The following is a 17757-nucleotide window of genomic DNA, read 5'->3' as shown; positions in this document are numbered from 1 at the left end:
CGCCACGGTCGTTGTCCCGGCGCTCGAAGCCACGGTCACCGCGGTCACGGTTGAACCCGCCGCGCTCACCGTCGCGACGCTCGAAGGAACGCCCACCGCGGTCGTCACGACGGTCGTCCCGGCGGAAGCCGCCACGGTCGTTGTCCCGGCGCTCGAAGCCACGGTCACCGCGGTCACGGTTGAACCCGCCGCGCTCACCGTCGCGACGCTCGAAGGAACGCCCACCACGGTCGTCACGACGGTCGTCCCGGCGGAAACCGCCACGGTCGTTGTCCCGACGCTCACGACGCTCGTACGCCGGAGCCTCCGCCCTGTCGACATCCTGCGCCGCCGGCTGCTCGGGCACGGCCACCTCGACGGCCTCGACCGCGGCCGCCTGCGCCTCCGCCACCGCGGCCTCCGGGTCCTCGCCCCGCTCACGCGCCGCACGGGCGACGAGCCGGTCGGACTCCTCACGCAGCTCGACGGCACGCCGCTGCGCCCGCTCCAGCTGCTTGGTGAGCTGAGCCACCTCGCGCTCGGCCTGCTGAGCGGCGTTGCCCGCCGACTCCGCCTGGACCTCGGTCATCGAGCGGGCGCCGGTGATGTCGGCGACCTCCGGGTCGAAGGCCGCACCGCCCTGGATGATGTGGCGCGAGGCGTCGACGCCCGCGTCCTCCATCAGCCGGAAGATCTGACGACGCTGGTGCGGCAGGGAGAGCGAGACGACCGTGCCCGTACGCCCCGCACGGGCCGTACGGCCGGCCCGGTGCAGGTAGTCCTTGTGGTCACCGGCGGGGTCGACGTTCAGCACCAGGTCGATGCCGTCGACGTGAATACCGCGCGCGGCGACGTCGGTCGCGACGAGGACGTTGACATACCCGTCCTTGAAGTCCGCGAGGGTCCGGGTCCTGGCCCCCTGCGTCATACCGCCGTGCAGCGCGTCCGCCTTCGCACCGGCCTCGCGCAGCTGCTCCGCGACACGGTCGGCGCCCAGCTGGGTGCGGACGAAGATGATGGTGCGGCCCTTGCGGGAGGCGATCGCGGCGGTGACCGGCGCCTTGTCCTTGGGCTTCACGATCAGGATGTGGTGCGACATGGTCGTCACCGCACCCTGCGCGGCGTCGACCTCGTGCAGGACCGGGTCCGTCAGGTACCGGTCGACGAGGGTCTTGATCTCGTTCTCCATCGTCGCGGAGAACAGCATCCGCTGACCGCCCGCCGGAACCTGGTCAAGCAGCTCCGTGACCTCGGGCAGGAAGCCCAGGTCGGACATCTGGTCGGCCTCGTCGAGCACGGCGACCTCGACGTCCTCGAGGGAGCAGGCGCCGCGGTTGATGATGTCGCGCAGCCGGCCGGGGGTCGCGACGAGCACGTCCACACCCCGCTCCAGCGCGTAGATCTGGTTACCCATCGACGTACCGCCGCAGACGACCTTCATCTTCAGTCCGAGCTGGTCGCCGTAGGGCTGGAGGGCGTCCGCGACCTGCATCGCGAGCTCACGGGTCGGGGTGAGGATGACGGCGCGCGGCTTGTGCTTCTCGGTACGGCCGCCGGACAGACGCGCCAGCGTCGGCAGGCCGAACGACAGCGTCTTGCCGGAGCCGGTACGGCCGCGGCCCAGGATGTCCTTGCCGGCCAGGGCGTCCGGGATGGTCGCGGCCTGGATCGGGAAGGGGGTGGTCACGCCGTTCTGCGCGAGCTTGCGCACGACGCCCTCGGGAAGACCGAGGTCCGCGAAGGTGATCTCGGGGGTCTCTTCGACGGAGTCGTTCTCGCCGTTCTCGGGCACGACGACGTGATCAGTACTGGAAATGGACATGCGTATGCGAAACCTTCCGGAGTCTCGTCGGCACGCGCCCGTCAACTCCGTGATTCGCAATACGACCGCCTCAATGCGGTCCGCCACGGCAAGGGAGAGTACGCGCCACACGGCGCGCTCTGCGTTGGCGCCGGGCAAATGGGATCAAACGATCTACCACCATACGCACCCCCAGCCCCCCAAGGCAAACTGACCGAAGCCGGTGTAGGCAACGTCACGTGCCACGGGCCCCCACCGCCCCTACCTCACGCTGGCGCCCCCGCGGCCGGCGCCGGCTCCCGCTGCCCCAGCTGCGGCCCCGTCTCCTCGTGCGCCGACGACGACGGCTCCGCCTCCGTGGGCGTCGGCGTGGCGGACGTCGGCTCCGGCGTCGGCGTCGGCTCCGGTTCCACCGTACGTGTGGGCGTCGGCTCCGCCGGACGCGTGGGACCGGGCTTCTCGCTCTGCCCCGGCTTCTGCGGCCCGCCGCCCCCGACGGGAGCCGACGCGCTCACCGCCGCCGAGGGCGAGGCCGACGGGGACGCCGACCGCTCGGCCCCCTTCTTGCCCTTGCCCTTGCCCTTCGCCCTGCCCCGCTTGCCGTCGTCCGCGTGCGCCCCGAACCCGGACCCCCCACCCGAGACGGCCGACCCCCCGTCGGGCGCCTCACCGCCCCGCTGCCCGGCGGAATGCGACGGCTTGGCGCCCCCGCCTCCCCCGTCGTCGCCCACACTCATACAGCCGGCGGCAGCCGCCACCGCCACGACCGTGGCGGCCAGACGGACAGGTACGTACAAGGGGCGCACGGTGGCCACCTCCAGTGGCGGGCGAAGAAGTCAACCTGCCCAACTCCCGCCGCCCACAAGAGGACACGCGCGCCGCACAGCACGTCCACGAAGACGCGCGCTCACCCGTAACCGAGTGCGTGCAACCGCTCGTCGTCGATCCCGAAGTGGTGCGCGATCTCGTGCACCACCGTCACCTCGGTCTCCTCGACGACCTCCTCCCGCGACCGGCACATCCGCAGCGTCGGCCCCCGATAGATGGTGATCCGGTCCGGCAGCACCCCGGCGTACCACTCCCCGCGTTCGGTGAGCGGAGTCCCCTCGTACAGCCCGAGCAGCTCGGGATCCTCCGCGGGCGGTTCGTCCTCGACGAACACCGCGACGTTGTCCATCAGCCGCGTCAGCTCCGGCGGAATCCGGTCCAGGGCCTCGGCGACCAGTTCCTCGAACTCCTCGCGCGTCATCTCCAGCACAGGCCCATTGTCGGGTACGACCCGCCCGGGAAGGAGCCGCCAACGGCCCCGCATATCCACCCGCGCACTTGGGCATACGGGACCAATGGCCAGGGTCCCCGCCGCAGTCATGAAAGTTCTCGCCCACGTCCCCAGGGCCCCGCGCGCCCTCGCCCGCCGCTACTCGACCCGCCGCCCGCTGCCCACACCGGAACTCGTCACCCAGCCACACCCCTGGACCCGCGCCCTCGGCCTGGTCGCGGTCGTCCTCCTGGGCGCCTGGCTGGGCCTGCTGATCGTCGGCAACGTACGCGTCCCGGTCGGCCCCATGAACACGACGATGACGCTCCGCCCCTCCGTCACCGGCGGCACGAAGATCAACGTCTCCCCACTGGGCGCCCTCCAGCTGGACAGCCACATCGCCCCGGTCCGGCTGGACGTCAACGTCGACCAACTCGACCCCGAGCGCGCCCAGGCCCTGGTCGACCACCCCGAACGCCTCTCCGGCCTCCAGGACGAGGTCACCGAGGACGTCGCCCACGGCACCCGCGACCTGGCCGTCCGCAGCTGCGTCGCCGTCGTAACCGGCGCCACGGCGCTCGGCCTGGCCGTCTACCGCCGCCCACGCCGCGCCCTGGCTGCCGGCGGCCTGGCCCTGACCCTCCTGGCCGCCTCGGGCGGCACGGCGTTCGCCACCTGGAACCCCGAGTCCGTCCTCGAACCGAAATTCTCCGGCCTGCTCTCCTCCGCCCCGTCCCTGGTCGGCAACGCCCGCAGCATCGTCACCGAATTCGACGTCTACCAGAAGGAGTTGGCCCGCCTGGTCACCAACGTGACCAAGCTCTACGACGCCACCTCCACCCTCCCCGCCTACGCACCCGACCCGAGGACCATCCGGGTCCTGCACGTCTCCGACATCCACCTCAACCCCGCGAGCTGGAAGATCATCGCCTCACTCGTCGACCAGTACAAGATCAACGTGATCGTCGACTCCGGAGACACCATGGACCACGGCACGACCGCCGAGAACGGCTTCCTCGACCCCATCGAGAACCTCGGCGCCCCCTACGTCTGGGTCCGCGGCAACCACGACTCCCGCCAGACCCAGCGCTACCTCGAGGACCTCAAGAACGTCCACGTCCTCGACGACGGCAAGGCCCGCACCATCGCCGGCCTGCGCTTCGCCGGCATCGGCGACCCCCAGTTCACCCCCGACCGCTCCCAGGTCGCCGGCGGCGACGCCGCCAACGAACTGGCCGGAGCCCGCCTCGCCGCGTCCCTGCGCGACCAGAAGGCCGCCGGAAGCCCCGTCGACGTCGCCATCGCCCACGAACCCGTCGCCGCCCGCCAGACCGACGGCCAGGTCCCCCTCGCCCTGGCCGGCCACCTCCACCACCAGGAAATGGAGGTCATGCCGTACGGCACCCGGCTGCGCCTGGAGGGCTCCACGGGCGGCAGCGGCCTGCGCGCGATCGAGGGCAAACACCCCGACCCCATCCAGACCTCGGTGCTCTACTTCGACCGCGACAGCCGCCGCCTGCAGGCCTGGGACGAGATCGAACTGGGCGGCCTGGGCCTGACGACGGCGGAGGTGAGGCGCCACCTGGTGGAGGAGAACCAGCCGGCCGCCCCCGGCACCACGACCACGCCCCCCACACCCAGCCCGTAAACCGTTTTGGCGATACCTCCCGCCATCCCATATGCTTCTCACGTCCCCGACGCGCTGAGAAGCGCCCAGGCGGGCCGATAGCCCTCATCGTCTAGCGGCCTAGGACGCCGCCCTTTCAAGGCGGTAGCACGGGTTCGAATCCCGTTGGGGGCACGCAGTACGGTGTGCGACACTGTCGTACGCATCGCAAGGTCCTGTGGAGCAGTTTGGAGTGCTCGCCACCCTGTCAAGGTGGAGGCCGCGGGTTCAAATCCCGTCAGGACCGCCGAGGCTTCTTCGGAAGCCTCGTGGCTGGGTAGCTCAGTTGGTACGAGCGATCGCCTGAAAAGCGATAGGTCGCCGGTTCGACCCCGGCCCCAGCCACAGGAAAGACCCCCGTCGATCTGATCGACGGGGGTCTTCTCGTGCCACCCGCGGCAAAAGCGTTCGCCACGGTTTTAGGACGGATGAGATCCTGGACCCCGTATGTCTACGCACCCCGCCCCCGCCCTCGACTCCCTCGCCTCCCGCCTGACCGAGCTGTCCCTGCGCGACGCGCACCGGCTCGGGCGGCGGCTCGAGGGTGCGCGCAAGATCCGTAAGCCGGAGGCTCGGGCCGCCGTGCTCGGCGAGATCGAGACGGAGATCGCCCGCGGCGAGGAGCGGATGACCGCCCGTCGCGCCCGCGTACCCGCCGTCACCTATCCCGAGCAGCTGCCGGTCAGCCAGAAGAAGGACGAGATCGCGGCCGCCATCCGTGATCACCAGGTCGTGATCGTCGCCGGTGAGACCGGTTCCGGCAAGACGACCCAGATCCCGAAGATCTGCCTCGAGCTCGGCCGCGGGGTCAGGGGCATGATCGGGCACACGCAGCCCCGTCGTATCGCGGCGCGTACGGTCGCCGAGCGGGTAGCGGAGGAGCTGGACACCCCGCTCGGTGAGTCCGTCGGCTGGAAGGTGCGGTTCACCGACCAGGTGAACCCGGACGCGACCTTCGTCAAGCTGATGACGGACGGCATCCTGCTCGCCGAGATCCAGACCGACCGCGAGCTGCGCGCCTACGACACGATCGTCATCGACGAGGCCCACGAGCGGTCGCTCAACATCGACTTCCTGCTCGGCTATCTGGCGCAGCTGCTGCCGAAGCGGCCGGACCTCAAGGTCGTCATCACTTCCGCGACCATCGACCCCGAGCGCTTCTCCCGGCATTTCGGCGACGCCCCGATCGTCGAGGTCAGCGGGCGGACGTATCCGGTGGAGGTGCGTTACCGGCCGCTGCTGGAGGAGGACTCCGAGGATTCCGACCGTGACCAGATCACCGCGATCTGCGACGCGGTCGAGGAGCTTCAGGGCGAGGGCAAGGGCGACATCCTCGTCTTCCTCTCGGGCGAGCGGGAGATCCGGGACACGGCGGACGCCCTGGTCAAGAAGAACTACCGGTTCACCGAGGTCCTCCCCCTCTACGCCCGTCTCTCGCACGCCGAGCAGCACCGCGTCTTCCAGCCCCACACGGGCCGCAGGATCGTTCTGGCGACCAACGTCGCCGAGACCTCCCTCACGGTCCCGGGCATCAAGTACGTCATCGACCCCGGTTTCGCCCGGATCAGCCGGTACAGCCATCGCACGAAGGTGCAGCGGCTGCCGATCGAGCCGATCTCGCAGGCGAGCGCCAACCAGCGCAAGGGCCGCTGCGGTCGTACGAGTGACGGTGTCTGCATCCGGCTGTACTCCGAGGACGACTTCGTCGCCCGTCCGGAGTTCACGGACGCGGAGATCCTGCGGACGAATCTCGCCTCCGTCATCCTTCAGATGACCGCGGCCGGCCTAGGCGACATCGAGAAGTTTCCGTTCATCGACCCGCCGGACCACCGCAACATCCGCGACGGCGTGCAGCTGCTGCAGGAGCTCGGCGCGATCGACCCGGCCGAGAAGGACGTACGCAAGCGGCTGACGCAGACCGGCCGCAAGCTCGCCCAGCTCCCGGTCGACCCGCGGCTGGCCCGGATGGTCCTGGAGGCCGACAAGAACGGCTGTGTGCGTGAGGTCATGGTCATAGCGGCCGCGCTCTCCATCCAGGACCCGCGGGAGCGGCCGGCGGACAAGCAGACCCAGGCTGATCAGCAGCACGCCCGCTTCCGGGACGAGACGAGCGACTTCCTCGCCTATCTCAACCTCTGGCGCTATGTCCGGGAGCAGCAGAAGGAGCGCGGCTCGTCGTCGTTCCGCCGGATGTGCAAGCAGGAGTACCTGAACTTCCTGCGCATCCGCGAATGGCAGGACATCTACACGCAGCTGCGCACGGTCGCCAAGCAGATGGGCATCCACCTCAACGAGGACGACGCCCCCGCCGACCGTGTGCACGTCTCCCTCCTCGCGGGCCTTCTCTCCCACATCGGGATGAAGGACGTGAAGGAGGGCGCGAAGAACGAGTACCTGGGCGCGCGCAACGCCAAGTTCGCGGTCTTCCCCGGCTCGGCCCTCTTCAAGAAGCCCCCGCGCTTCGTGATGTCGGCGGAACTGGTGGAGACCTCCCGCCTCTGGGCCCGCGTCAACGCGAAGATCGAGCCCGAGTGGGTCGAGCCGCTCGCCGAGCACCTGCTGAAGCGCACGTACTCCGAACCGCACTGGGAGAAGGACCAGGCGGCGGTGATGGCGTACGAGAAGGTCACGCTGTACGGCGTCCCGATCATCGCCCAGCGCAAGGTGAACTACGGCCGGATCGATCCGGAGGTCAGCCGGGAGCTGTTCATCCGCAACGCCCTGGTCGAGGGCGACTGGCGCACCCACCACAAGTTCTTCGCGGACAACCGCAGACTCCTCAGCGAGGTCGAGGAGTTGGAGCACCGGGCGCGGCGCCGGGACATCGTCGTGGACGACGAGACGCTCTTCGACTTCTACGACCAGCGGGTTCCCGAGCATGTGGTGTCGGGCGCCCACTTCGACTCGTGGTGGAAGCGCAAGCGGCACGAGGAGCCGGAGTTCCTGGACTTCGAGCGCGAGATGCTCATCCGGGAGTCGGCCGAGGCGGTCACCAAGGCGGACTATCCGGACACGTGGCGGCAGGGGCAGCTGAAGTTCCGGGTCACCTACCAGTTCGAGCCCGGAGCGGACGCGGACGGTGTGACGGTCCACATCCCGCTCCAGGTGCTCAACCAGGTGACGGACGAGGGCTTCGACTGGCAGATCCCGGGTCTGCGCGAGGAGTTGGTGACGGAGCTGATCCGTTCCCTGCCGAAGCCGATCCGCCGCAACTACGTCCCCGCCCCGAACTTCGCCAAGCGGTTCCTGGACACGGCCGTGCCGTTGCGGGAGCCGTTGACGGTGACGATGGCGCGGGAACTGAAGCGCATGGTCGGGGTGCCCTTCGAGGCGGAGGACTTCGACCAGGCGAAGGTCCCGGACCATCTGCGCATCACCTTCCGGATCGTCGACGAGCGCCGCCGCAAGCTGGCCGAGGACAAGGACCTGGAGGCCCTGCGGCTGCGTCTGAAGCCGAAGGCGCGCAAGGCCCTGTCGCAGGCCGCTGCGGCCACCGCGTCGCGTCAGGGCGGGGAGTCCCTGGAGCGCAAGGGCCTGACGGACTGGACGATCGGCACGCTCACCCGGGTCTTCGAGACGCGCCGCGCCGGCCAGCCGGTCAAGGCGTACCCGGCGTTGGTGGACGACGGCGACACGGTGTCGGTGCGCCTGTTCGACACGGAGGCGGAGCAGCAGCAGGCGATGTGGAAGGGCACGCGCCGGCTGATCCTCCGCAACATCCCGGTGAACCCGGCGAAATTCGCGAGCGATCACCTGACGAACGCGCAGAAGCTGGGCCTGTCGGCGAACCCGCACGGCTCGATCCAGGCGCTCTTCGACGACTGCGCCATGGCCGCGGCGGACAAGCTGATCGGTGACTTCGGCGGGCCCGCGTGGGACGAGGAGTCGTACCGCAAGCTGTACGAGAAGGTGCGCGCCGAGATCGTCGACGCGACGGTCCGTACGGTCGGTCAGGTGCAGCAGGTGCTCGCCGCCTGGCAGGCCGCCGAACGACGTCTGAAGGGCGTGCGCAGCCCCGCGCTGCTGGCGAACCTCACGGACGTCCGGGGGCAGCTGGACGCCCTGGTGAAGCCCGGCTTCGTGACCGAGGCGGGGCTGCGGCGGATGCCCGATCTGATGCGCTACCTGATCGCGGTGGACCGCCGGCTCCAGCAGATGCCGACGAACGTCCAGCGGGACACCACGCGCATGGAGAAGGTCCACGAGATGCGGGACGAGTACGCCTGGCTGCTGGAGCAGATGCCGCAGGGGCGTCCGGTGCCGGCGCAGGTGCTGGACGTGCGCTGGATGCTGGAGGAGCTCCGGGTGAGCTATTTCGCCCATGCGCTCGGCACGGCGTACCCGATCTCGGACAAGCGGATCGTGAAGACGATCGACGCGCTGGCGCCGTAACGGAGTGTTTACGCAGGGTGAGTTCGACCAGGGACTCACCCTCCTGTACAGTCTCTTCTCGCAGCGCAACGCACGAATCGCGCAGCGAAACCTGGTCCTGTGGAGCAGTTTGGAGTGCTCGCCACCCTGTCAAGGTGGAGGCCGCGGGTTCAAATCCCGTCAGGACCGCAACAAGAAGAAGGCCCGCACCCATCAGGGATTGCGGGCCTTCTTCGTACCCACACACGAACCCGCTCGCCACCCCTCTCGAGGTGGAGGCCGCGCCCGCGGCGCAGCCGCAATCAGACGCAGCAAATCCCGTCAGGACCGCAACACGCAGAAGACCCGCACCCGTCAAGGGAGGCGGGCCTTCGTCACTCCCCACCCACAAACCCGCTCGCCACCCCTCTCGAGGCGGAGGCCGCGCCCGCGGCGCAGCCGCAATCGGACGCAGCAAATCCCGTCAGGACCGCAACACGCAGAAGACCCGCACCCGTCAAGGGATGCGGGCCTACGTCACTCCCCACCCACAAACCCGCTCGCCACCCCTCTCGAGGCGGAGGCCGCGCCCGCGGCACAGCCGCAATCAGACGCAGCAAACCCCGTCAGGACCGCAGTGAAGTCGAGGCCCGTGCCCCAAGTGTGATGCGGGCCTTCTTCATGCCCCACACACAAACCCCGTGCCCCAAGTGGCATGCGGGCCTCGTTCATTCCCCCCGTGAGGGCCGATGCGCCGCCACGCCGGCACGCGCGGCCCCCATGCCACCTTGACGGCGTCACATTCGCTCGGTACCCAGAAATCAGGGCCCTTTCCCGTTCGGCCCCGGAGGTGGCGTATGGCGGCATCGGCGAGGCACGAGACGCGGGCGCTGCTCCGCGCGCACCTGTCGGCCGCCTCCTCCTATCGGCATCTCACCCGCCACTGTCCGATCTGCCACCGCCTGCTGCGCCTGGCGATGGACTCCGGCACGCGTACCTCACCGCCGGCCCCTGCCGAGGTCGCGGAGGACGAGGCCCCGTCCACGGCGTGATCGTCGACGGCCTCAACTCCCGCCCGCGCACGGGCCGCTGGCGGGCGTGCCGCCCAATAGCGCACATAGGCCAGAGGCAACAAGCACCGTGGCATGTGACGGGAGTCACCGCATAAGTTTCCGCGCGGGTAGGTCTTACACCTCGCCTACAACGGGTCAATTTAATATGTGCAATTGCACCAGCTTCCGGGCTCCGCCCCGGCCCCGTACGGGCGCCGCCGGGGGGCTGCCCCGCACCCACCCTCGCTCACACTCCGCGACCATCCGGAGGGAGTCCACAGGAGATCCGACAGGCCTCCCCAGACTCCGACAAGGCCACTCACAGGCCCGCCGCCGGCACACACTCCGCGCACAAAAAAGATCGCGCTGGACCCGGCGGAGTCCAGCGCGATCTACGACGCACCCTTGTTGCGTGCCTGAAGTGCTCTGACGGCTTGGGCGTGGGCTCTGTTGGGGCAGAACCCGCGTCGCTTGGAGCTAGAGTTCGGGCGCCGCGGCGAGTTGGGGGAACCGCCGTTTTGCCCGGTTATGCAGCTGTTCAGGCCTCGCTGCGCTGCTGCGGGATGCCCGCGAGCAGAGCGCGGACCTCAGCCTCGCGGTAACGGCGGTGTCCGCCGAGCGTACGGATGGAAGTAAGCTTCCCGGCCTTCGCCCACCGCGTGACCGTCTTGGGGTCGACGCGGAACATCGTGGCGACCTCAGCCGGGGTCAGCAGCGGCTCGGCATCAGGGGTGCGAGCGGTCATGAGCGGCCTCCTCGGGAGAACCGAACCTTCTCGGTTCTTTCCTCTAAATTCTGCACCTTGACCCGCGTTGCCCGAAATGGCGGACGCGAGTCGAGTCGGTTATAGGACGAACGGCTTGTCCTCGGCACTACAACTACACCATCTGTCCAGCCGCGTCGGCCAAACCGATGGAATTGCCCTCCCAGGTGTTCATCAGCGACGGAAGCCGATGGACCATGCCATAGCGGACAGTCACGCCACTGTGACGATCAGTCACAGTGGCGTGCAGGAGTCTCAAGACCCCCCAAAGCGTGCAATGTCGAGATGGAGTCCTCCCCGGACTCCTTGTCCTATTTTGGCACGAGGGGGGGTTAGGGACGCAAGGGCCGCGTACGTGCGGTCCGTCACGCTTACGCGTGTTGAAGCATGCTTGATGCATACGCCCGGATCGGGTCCTACGTCCCTTGTTGACGAGGCATCAAGAACCTCAGAACGAGCACGAAACCCCAAAACGGGCGTGCCGTCAAACGTCAGTTCGTTACATCACACAGTTGCCTGCGTCACACCGCACAGGCCGGTCTCAGGGGGTCAGTTCGCGGACCGCCGGTCCCGCACCGCCCGCCACCGCTCCACGAGCCGCGCGTAGGCCTCCCCGGCCCCCGCCCCGTCGCCCTGCCGCAGCGCCTCGATGCCGGCGGCCACGTCCGCCGCCGAGTGGTCGTCCTCCAGGTCGCCGGTCGGCAGGGTGTGCACCAGGCCGCCGTAGTCCAGCTCGACCAGCGAGCGCGGGTGGAACTCCTCCAGCCAGCGCCCGACGTCCACCAGGCCGTCGATGAGCGGCCCTTCGTCCATGGCGTCCTTCAGCGTCCGCAGCGCCCGCGCCACCCGCCGCCGCGCCTGCACCATCGGCGTCTGGTAGCGCAGCATCGGCGGGATCTCGCCCGAGCCCTTCTCGAAGCGCCGCTCCTCGTCGGACACCAGCACGAACCAGTGCAGCGGCACCTGCCAGGTCGAGGTCCGGATCCACGGCCGGGCGTCCGGGTTGCGGGCCAGCCAGCGCTCGTAGTCCTGGGCCGCCTGGCGCCGTACGACCTCCGGCAGCACCGCGTCCAGCACCGGCCTGGGCAGTTCGTCGCCGAGCTCCCCGAGCGCCTGCCAGCCGCGCAGCCGGGTGCGCCACGGGCACACGCACAGCACCCCGTCGATCTCCAGCACGAACGCGTCGGCGCTCTCGTGGACCGGCACGGCGACGGGCGGGGTGGGCAGCAAGTCCGCCAGGGAGCGGCGCAGTTCGTCCTGGTACGACGGCCGGTCGGGGTTGCGGGCGTAACGCGCCCAGTGGTCGCGCTCCGGTTCCGGGAAGGCCGCAAGCGGTTCGTACACCCGCAGATAGGTCGCGTACGGGACGATCACCGAGGACACCTTGGGCACGCCTGCTCCATCCCCCGCCGTCTGCCAGGGAAACCTGCGAAACCCGCTCACAAACGTGCGGGAAAACTATGCAAATCGTCGCACGGGTGTACTCCGGGAGTAGGTGATCCTGAGCACTGCGGGTTGGACGGGCGCCGGCGGGTTTAATCTCATGCTCAACAGCCCCCGCCACCCGTACGGGAGCTCGCTCCGATCGCCGCACCGTACTCAGGAGTCACCACAGTGACCGACGTAACACACGGCGTCCTGCACACCCTGTTCCACTCGGATCAGGGGGGTCATGAGCAAGTAGTGCTCTGCCAGGACCGCGCCAGCGGCCTCAAGGCCGTCATCGCCCTCCACTCCACCGCCCTGGGCCCCGCCCTCGGCGGTACGCGCTTCTACCCGTACGCGACCGAGGAAGAGGCCGTCGCCGACGCGCTGAACCTCGCGCGCGGGATGTCGTACAAGAACGCCATGGCCGGTCTCGACCACGGCGGCGGCAAGGCCGTGATCATCGGGGACCCCGACCTGATCAAGTCCGAGGAGCTGCTGCTGGCCTACGGCCGCTTCGTGGCCTCGCTCGGCGGCCGGTACGTCACCGCGTGCGACGTCGGTACGTACGTCGCCGACATGGACGTCGTGGCCCGCGAGTGCCCCTGGACGACCGGCCGCTCCCCGGAGAACGGCGGCGCCGGAGACTCCTCCGTGCTCACCGCCTTCGGCGTCTACCAGGGCATGCGGGCCTCCGCCCAGCACCTGTGGGGAGACCCGTCGCTGCGCGGCCGCAAGGTCGGCATCGCGGGCGTCGGCAAGGTCGGCCACCACCTGGTCGAGCACCTGCGCGCCGAGGGCGCCGAGGTCGTCATCACGGACGTGCGCGAGGAGGCCGTCGGCCGGATCCTCGCGGCGCACCCGGACGGCGTGACCGCCGTCGCCGACACCGCGACCCTGATCCGCGTCGAGGGCCTCGACATCTACGCCCCCTGCGCGCTCGGCGGCGCCCTGAACGACGACACCGTGCCGGCGCTGACCGCCAAGGTGGTCTGCGGCGCGGCCAACAACCAGCTCGCCCACCCGGGCGTCGAGAAGGACATCGCCGACCGCGGGATCCTCTACGCGCCCGACTACGTGGTGAACGCCGGCGGTGTCATCCAGGTCGCCGACGAGCTCCACGGCTTCGACTTCGACCGCTGCAAGGCGAAGGCCGCGAAGATCTACGACACCACGCTCGCCATATTCGCACGTGCGAAGACGGATGGGATTCCGCCGGCCGCCGCGGCCGACCGGATCGCCGAGCAGCGGATGGCGGAGGCACGCGGAGCGCACTGATCCGCCGAGTCGTCCCGGCCTTCCTCGACCCCCTAACACGGGTTTGGCCGGTACCCGCCGGTGGGCAGTTGGAGAGAACTCTCACTCTTACCGGCGGGTCGACCGCCAATAAGTGGTTAAAATCGCGGTTGACCAGCGAGGACAGGGCACCTCAAAGGTCGTGGGCACACGCCTGTGCTGCGGGCGACGTACCGTATGGGCGCGGGCTCAGGTACCGTGGAAGCCCTACGGACCGGCCTCTCCACGGAGAGTCCGTTCCAGATCATGAACGCGTGTCGAGACTCTGGGGCCGTCGAGCCCCGTCACCGAGGGGGTCGAGCCATGGGGCGCGGCCGGGCCAAGGCCAAGCAGACGAAGGTCGCCCGCCAGCTGAAGTACAACAGCGGCGGGACTGACCTGTCGCGTCTGGCCAACGAGCTGGGCGCTTCGACTTCGAACCAGCCGCCGAACGGCGAGCCGTTCGAGGACGACGAAGACGACGACGACCCGTACGCGCAGTACGCGGATCTGTACAACGACGACGACGAGGACGATGAGGACGACGAGTCCGGTCCCACGTCGCAGCGTCGCGGCGCTTGACCTGGCGCGCTTCGCAGTTCCCGTCACAACTGCACTTCACCCGGTCCGGGGCCTCAGCGCCGGACCGGGTTTCGTGCTGCCGCACGGGGGCTGATCAGGCCACGGGGGCTGATCAGGCGGCGCTTTTAGTTCGAATACGTGCCCACCAGCGCTGCGCCCGTCTCGTGGTCGCCCCGGTCAGTGATCTCGCCGGCGACCCACGCCTCCACGCCGCGGTCGGCCAGCGTCGCCAGGGCCGCCTCGGTGGACTCCTCGGGGACGATCGCCATCATGCCGACGCCCATGTTGAGGGTCTTCTCCAGCTCCAGGCGCTCGACCTGACCGGTCCGGCCGACGAGGTCGAAGACCGGGGCCGGGGTCCAGGTGGAGCGGTCGACGATCGCGTGCAGGCCGTCCGGGATCACCCGGGCCAGGTTGGCGGCCAGACCGCCACCGGTGATGTGCGAGAAGGCGTGCACATCCGTGGTCCGGGTCAGCGCCAGGCAGTCCAGCGAGTAGATCTTGGTGGGCTCCAGCAGCTCCTCGCCGAGGGTGCGGCCGAGCTCGTCGATCCGCGCGTCCAGGGCCAGGCCCGCCTGGTTCAGCAGGACGTGCCGGACGAGCGAGTACCCGTTCGAGTGAAGGCCGGACGCCGCCATGGCGATCACCGTGTCACCCGTACGGATGCGATCGGGGCCCAGCAGCCGGTCGGCCTCCACGACACCCGTGCCGGCGCCGGCGACGTCGAAGTCGTCCTCGCCCAGCAGCCCCGGGTGCTCGGCCGTCTCGCCGCCCACCAGGGCGCAGCCGGCGAGCACACAGCCCTCGGCGATGCCCTTGACGATGGCGGCGACCCGCTCGGGGTGGACCTTGCCGACGCAGACGTAGTCGGTCATGAACAGCGGCTCGGCGCCGCACACCACGATGTCGTCCATGACCATCGCGACCAGGTCGTGGCCGATCGTGTCGTAGACACCCATCTGGCGGGCGATGTCGACCTTGGTGCCGACTCCGTCGGTGGCGGAGGCCAGCAGGGGACGCTCGTAACGCTTGAGGGCGGAGGCGTCGAAGAGGCCGGCGAAACCGCCGAGGCCGCCGAGGACCTCGGGGCGCTGGGTCTTCTTCACCCACTCCTTCATCAGCTCGACCGCGCGGTCGCCCGCCTCGATGTCGACGCCGGCCGCCGCGTAGGAAGCTCCGCCGGGCACAACAGTCTCAGACATTGCCTGGGATCTTTCGGGTTGGTTACAGGGCTTACGGGCGACGGATCGCGTCGACGGCAGCCGTGGCGGCCGGACCGGCCGCGAGCTCGGTCTCCAGGAGCTGCTTGCCGAGCAGCTCGGGGTCCGGGAGCTCCATCGGGTACTCGCCGTCGAAGCAGGCGCGGCACAGGTTCGGCTTGGCGATGGTGGTCGCCTCGATCATGCCGTCGATGGAGATGTACGACAGCGAGTCGGCGCCCAGCGAGGTGCCGATCTCCTCGATCGTCATGCCGTTGGCGATGAGCTCCGCGCGCGTGGCGAAGTCGATGCCGAAGAAGCAGGGCCACTTCACGGGCGGGGAGGAGATCCGGATGTGGACCTCCGCGGCGCCCGCCTCGCGGAGCATGCGGACCAGGGCGCGCTGGGTGTTGCCGCGCACGATCGAGTCGTCGACGACGACCAGCCGCTTGCCCTTGATGACTTCCTTCAGCGGGTTCAGCTTCAGGCGGATGCCGAGCTGGCGGATGGTCTGCGAGGGCTGGATGAACGTGCGGCCGACATAGGCGTTCTTCACCAGGCCGGCGCCGAACGGGATGCCGCTGGCCTCCGCGTAGCCGATCGCGGCCGGGGTGCCGGACTCCGGGGTCGCTATGACCAGGTCGGCCTCGACCGGGGCTTCCTTCGCGAGCTTGCGGCCCATCTCCACGCGGGAGAGGTAGACGTTGCGGCCGGCGATGTCCGTGTCCGGGCGGGCCAGGTACACGTACTCGAAGACACAGCCCTTGGGCTTCGCTTCCGCGAATCGGGAGGTGCGCAGGCCGTTCTCGTCGATGGCGACGAACTCACCCGGCTCGACCTCGCGGACGAAGCTGGCGCCGCAGATGTCCAGGGCGGCGGACTCGGAGGCCACGACCCAGCCACGCTCCAGGCGGCCGAGGACCAGCGGGCGGATGCCCTGCGGGTCACGGGCGGCGTAGAGGGTGTGCTCGTCCATGAAGACGAGGCTGAAGGCGCCCTTGACCTGCGGAAGGACCGTGTGGGCGGCCTCCTCGATGGTCAGCGGCTTGCCGTCCTCGTCGACCTGGGCCGCGAGCAGCGCGGTGAGCAGGTCGGTGTCGTTGGTGGCCGCGACGCGCGGGGTGCGGCCGCCCTCCTGCTTGGGCAGGTCGGCGACCATCTCGGCGAGCTGGGCGGTGTTGACCAGGTTGCCGTTGTGGCCGAGCGCGATGGAGCCGTGCCCGGTGGCCCGGAACGTCGGCTGGGCGTTCTCCCACACGGAGGCACCGGTGGTCGAGTAGCGGGCGTGACCGACCGCGATGTGACCCTGGAGCGAACCGAGCGAGGTCTCGTCGAAGACCTGGGAAACGAGGCCCATGTCCTTGAAGACGAGGATCTGGGAGCCGTTGCTGACCGCGATACCCGCGGATTCCTGGCCCCGATGCTGGAGGGCGTAGAGCCCGAAGTACGTGAGCTTTGCGACCTCTTCGCCCGGAGCCCAGACACCGAAGACGCCACACGCGTCCTGGGGGCCTTTCTCGCCGGGGAGCAGATCGTGATTGAGTCGACCGTCACCACGTGGCACGGCACCGAGTGTAGGCGAGATCGACCACTGGTCCGAATTGGGGATACGCGGCCGTAAACGATCACCCTGCGGCGGTCGCGTTCACGCGCTCGCCGTTTTCGCTGGTCAGAGTGAGGTTGCGGTGATCGATCCGGTACTCGACCGTGCCGCCGAAGAGGCCCAGGAGGGTCTTCTCCGTCTTCATGAGTGAGGCGTCGCACATCATGCGCGTGGTGGACGCCGTGCCGAGCGTGATACGGCCGTCGCTGACCGTTGCCTCGGCCTTCACCTTGTTGCAGCCCAGGCTTCCGCTGACCTGTCCGCTCTTGCGGTCGATGGTGAGGTGGGCCTTGCCGTCGGTGTCGGGGCTGGTGATGTTCCACTTCGTGTCCTGCAGCGTGGCCGCCTTCTGCTTGCTGAGGGCGACGCGGTCGCCGTCGGCCGTGGTGAGGGTCAGCCGGTCGCCGTCGACCTCGGTGGTGAGGTCGCCGTCGGCGAGGGTGCGCGCGAGGGTCTGCTCGAAGTTCACCGGGACGTTCTCGCAGGCCATCTCCGTCGACTGCAGCTGCTCGAAGGTGACGTGGCTGTCGGCGAAGGCGGCCTCGGCACCGAAGTTGTTGCAGCCGAGGCTGCCGTCCACCTTGCCGCCGTCGGCGATCTTCAGCCAGGCGCTGCCCGGGGCGTCACTCTTCTTCCCGTCGACGGTGACGTCGTCGACGGCCCAGTGGACGCCGGTGACGGAGGCCGCGGCCCCGGCACCGACCGATTCGCTGCCCGCGTCCTGGCTGCCGCAGGCGGCGGCGAGCGGAAGGAGGGTGAGCGCGGCGAGGGCGGCCAGTCGCTTTGTGTCCATGCCGAGTGTGT

General features: G+C 69.4%; 13 protein-coding genes and 4 tRNA genes. 9 read left to right on the top strand and 8 right to left on the bottom strand.

Annotation, left to right across the window (positions count from 1 at the left end; all coding sequences use genetic code 11):
• From ACIRD7_RS31175 to ACIRD7_RS31165, 3 genes are all read right to left on the bottom strand, one after another.
• A partial coding sequence (locus ACIRD7_RS31175) for a DEAD/DEAH box helicase (protein ID WP_403458814.1) occupies window positions 1-1801 on the bottom strand: 1801 nt, incomplete at its 3' end.
• 245 nt (window positions 1802-2046) lie between these two features.
• Window positions 2047-2586 (bottom strand): hypothetical protein, encoded by a 540-nt coding sequence (locus ACIRD7_RS31170; RefSeq protein WP_403458813.1) that lies wholly within the window; start codon window positions 2584-2586, stop codon window positions 2047-2049.
• 101 nt (window positions 2587-2687) lie between these two features.
• Window positions 2688-3038, bottom strand: a complete 351-nt coding sequence (locus ACIRD7_RS31165; RefSeq protein ID WP_403458812.1) for a metallopeptidase family protein — start codon at window positions 3036-3038, stop codon at window positions 2688-2690.
• Window positions 3039-3123: 85 nt separating this feature from the next.
• Here ACIRD7_RS31165 and ACIRD7_RS31160 point away from each other — a divergent pair, with 85 nt between their 5' ends.
• The 7 genes from ACIRD7_RS31160 to ACIRD7_RS31130 all read left to right on the top strand — a co-directional run bounded on the left by ACIRD7_RS31160 (window position 3124) and on the right by ACIRD7_RS31130 (window position 10106).
• Window positions 3124-4686 (top strand): metallophosphoesterase, encoded by a 1563-nt coding sequence (locus ACIRD7_RS31160; RefSeq protein WP_403458809.1) that lies wholly within the window; start codon window positions 3124-3126, stop codon window positions 4684-4686.
• Between the two features lie 80 nt (window positions 4687-4766).
• Window positions 4767-4839: transfer RNA gene (locus tag ACIRD7_RS31155), tRNA-Glu, on the top strand.
• Between the two features lie 37 nt (window positions 4840-4876).
• Window positions 4877-4951: transfer RNA gene (locus ACIRD7_RS31150), tRNA-Asp, on the top strand.
• A 24-nt stretch (window positions 4952-4975) separates the two neighbouring features.
• A tRNA-Phe gene (locus ACIRD7_RS31145) sits at window positions 4976-5049 on the top strand.
• 102 nt (window positions 5050-5151) lie between these two features.
• Window positions 5152-9096 carry an ATP-dependent RNA helicase HrpA gene (hrpA, locus tag ACIRD7_RS31140; protein ID WP_403458808.1) on the top strand — a complete coding sequence of 1315 codons (3945 nt, stop codon included), beginning with the start codon at window positions 5152-5154 and terminating at the stop codon, window positions 9094-9096.
• 93 nt (window positions 9097-9189) lie between these two features.
• Window positions 9190-9264: transfer RNA gene (locus tag ACIRD7_RS31135), tRNA-Asp, on the top strand.
• A gap of 647 nt (window positions 9265-9911) precedes the next feature.
• Complete coding sequence (locus ACIRD7_RS31130; protein WP_403458806.1) at window positions 9912-10106, top strand: DUF6274 family protein; 195 nt, start codon at window positions 9912-9914, stop codon at window positions 10104-10106.
• A gap of 538 nt (window positions 10107-10644) precedes the next feature.
• Here the strand turns inward: ACIRD7_RS31130 and bldC are convergent.
• Complete coding sequence (gene bldC / locus ACIRD7_RS31125) at window positions 10645-10851, bottom strand: developmental transcriptional regulator BldC (RefSeq protein WP_003949541.1); 207 nt, start codon at window positions 10849-10851, stop codon at window positions 10645-10647.
• A gap of 567 nt (window positions 10852-11418) precedes the next feature.
• A complete protein-coding gene (locus ACIRD7_RS31120) occupies window positions 11419-12261 on the bottom strand; it encodes a hypothetical protein (protein ID WP_403458804.1) in 843 nt (280 codons plus the stop codon).
• Window positions 12262-12483: 222 nt separating this feature from the next.
• Between ACIRD7_RS31120 and ACIRD7_RS31115 the strand changes: the two genes are divergently transcribed.
• Both ACIRD7_RS31115 and ACIRD7_RS31110 read left to right on the top strand, forming a co-directional pair.
• Complete coding sequence (locus ACIRD7_RS31115; RefSeq protein ID WP_403458803.1) at window positions 12484-13572, top strand: Leu/Phe/Val dehydrogenase; 1089 nt, start codon at window positions 12484-12486, stop codon at window positions 13570-13572.
• 321 nt (window positions 13573-13893) lie between these two features.
• Window positions 13894-14151: a DUF3073 domain-containing protein gene (locus ACIRD7_RS31110; RefSeq protein ID WP_403458800.1), complete on the top strand. Its 258-nt coding sequence runs from the start codon at window positions 13894-13896 to the stop codon at window positions 14149-14151.
• Between the two features lie 125 nt (window positions 14152-14276).
• Here the strand turns inward: ACIRD7_RS31110 and purM are convergent, their stop codons facing one another.
• The 3 genes from purM to ACIRD7_RS31095 all read right to left on the bottom strand — a co-directional run bounded on the left by purM (window position 14277) and on the right by ACIRD7_RS31095 (window position 17746).
• Window positions 14277-15353, bottom strand: a complete 1077-nt coding sequence (purM, locus tag ACIRD7_RS31105; RefSeq protein ID WP_403458799.1) for a phosphoribosylformylglycinamidine cyclo-ligase — start codon at window positions 15351-15353, stop codon at window positions 14277-14279.
• 31 nt (window positions 15354-15384) lie between these two features.
• Window positions 15385-16914, bottom strand: coding sequence for an amidophosphoribosyltransferase (gene purF / locus ACIRD7_RS31100; protein WP_403458796.1), 1530 nt, complete (start codon window positions 16912-16914; stop codon window positions 15385-15387).
• A 61-nt stretch (window positions 16915-16975) separates the two neighbouring features.
• The gene (locus ACIRD7_RS31095) at window positions 16976-17746 is read right to left on the bottom strand and encodes an META domain-containing protein (protein WP_403458795.1); all 771 of its coding nucleotides are present in this window, start codon (window positions 17744-17746) and stop codon (window positions 16976-16978) included.
• Window positions 17747-17757 lie beyond the last annotated feature (11 nt).

Origin of the sequence: Streptomyces sp. NPDC093568 (assembly GCF_044764945.1) — a bacterium.
In the GTDB taxonomy this organism is placed as follows: domain Bacteria; phylum Actinomycetota; class Actinomycetes; order Streptomycetales; family Streptomycetaceae; genus Streptomyces.
This window is presented reverse-complemented; position numbering and strand designations above follow the sequence as displayed.

Bases quoted from the DNA above. Each gene is read 5' to 3' on its own strand.
- ACIRD7_RS31160 (WP_403458809.1), top strand. From the start codon at position 3,124: ATGGCCAGGGTCCCCGCCGCAGTCATGAAAGTTCTCGCCCACGTCCCC.
- hrpA (WP_403458808.1), top strand. From the start codon at position 5,152: ATGTCTACGCACCCCGCCCCCGCCCTCGACTCCCTCGCCTCCCGCCTG.
- ACIRD7_RS31130 (WP_403458806.1), top strand. From the start codon at position 9,912: ATGGCGGCATCGGCGAGGCACGAGACGCGGGCGCTGCTCCGCGCGCAC.
- bldC (WP_003949541.1), bottom strand. From the start codon at position 10,851: ATGACCGCTCGCACCCCTGATGCCGAGCCGCTGCTGACCCCGGCTGAG.
- ACIRD7_RS31110 (WP_403458800.1), top strand. From the start codon at position 13,894: ATGGGGCGCGGCCGGGCCAAGGCCAAGCAGACGAAGGTCGCCCGCCAG.
- purM (WP_403458799.1), bottom strand. From the start codon at position 15,353: ATGTCTGAGACTGTTGTGCCCGGCGGAGCTTCCTACGCGGCGGCCGGC.
- ACIRD7_RS31095 (WP_403458795.1), bottom strand. From the start codon at position 17,746: ATGGACACAAAGCGACTGGCCGCCCTCGCCGCGCTCACCCTCCTTCCG.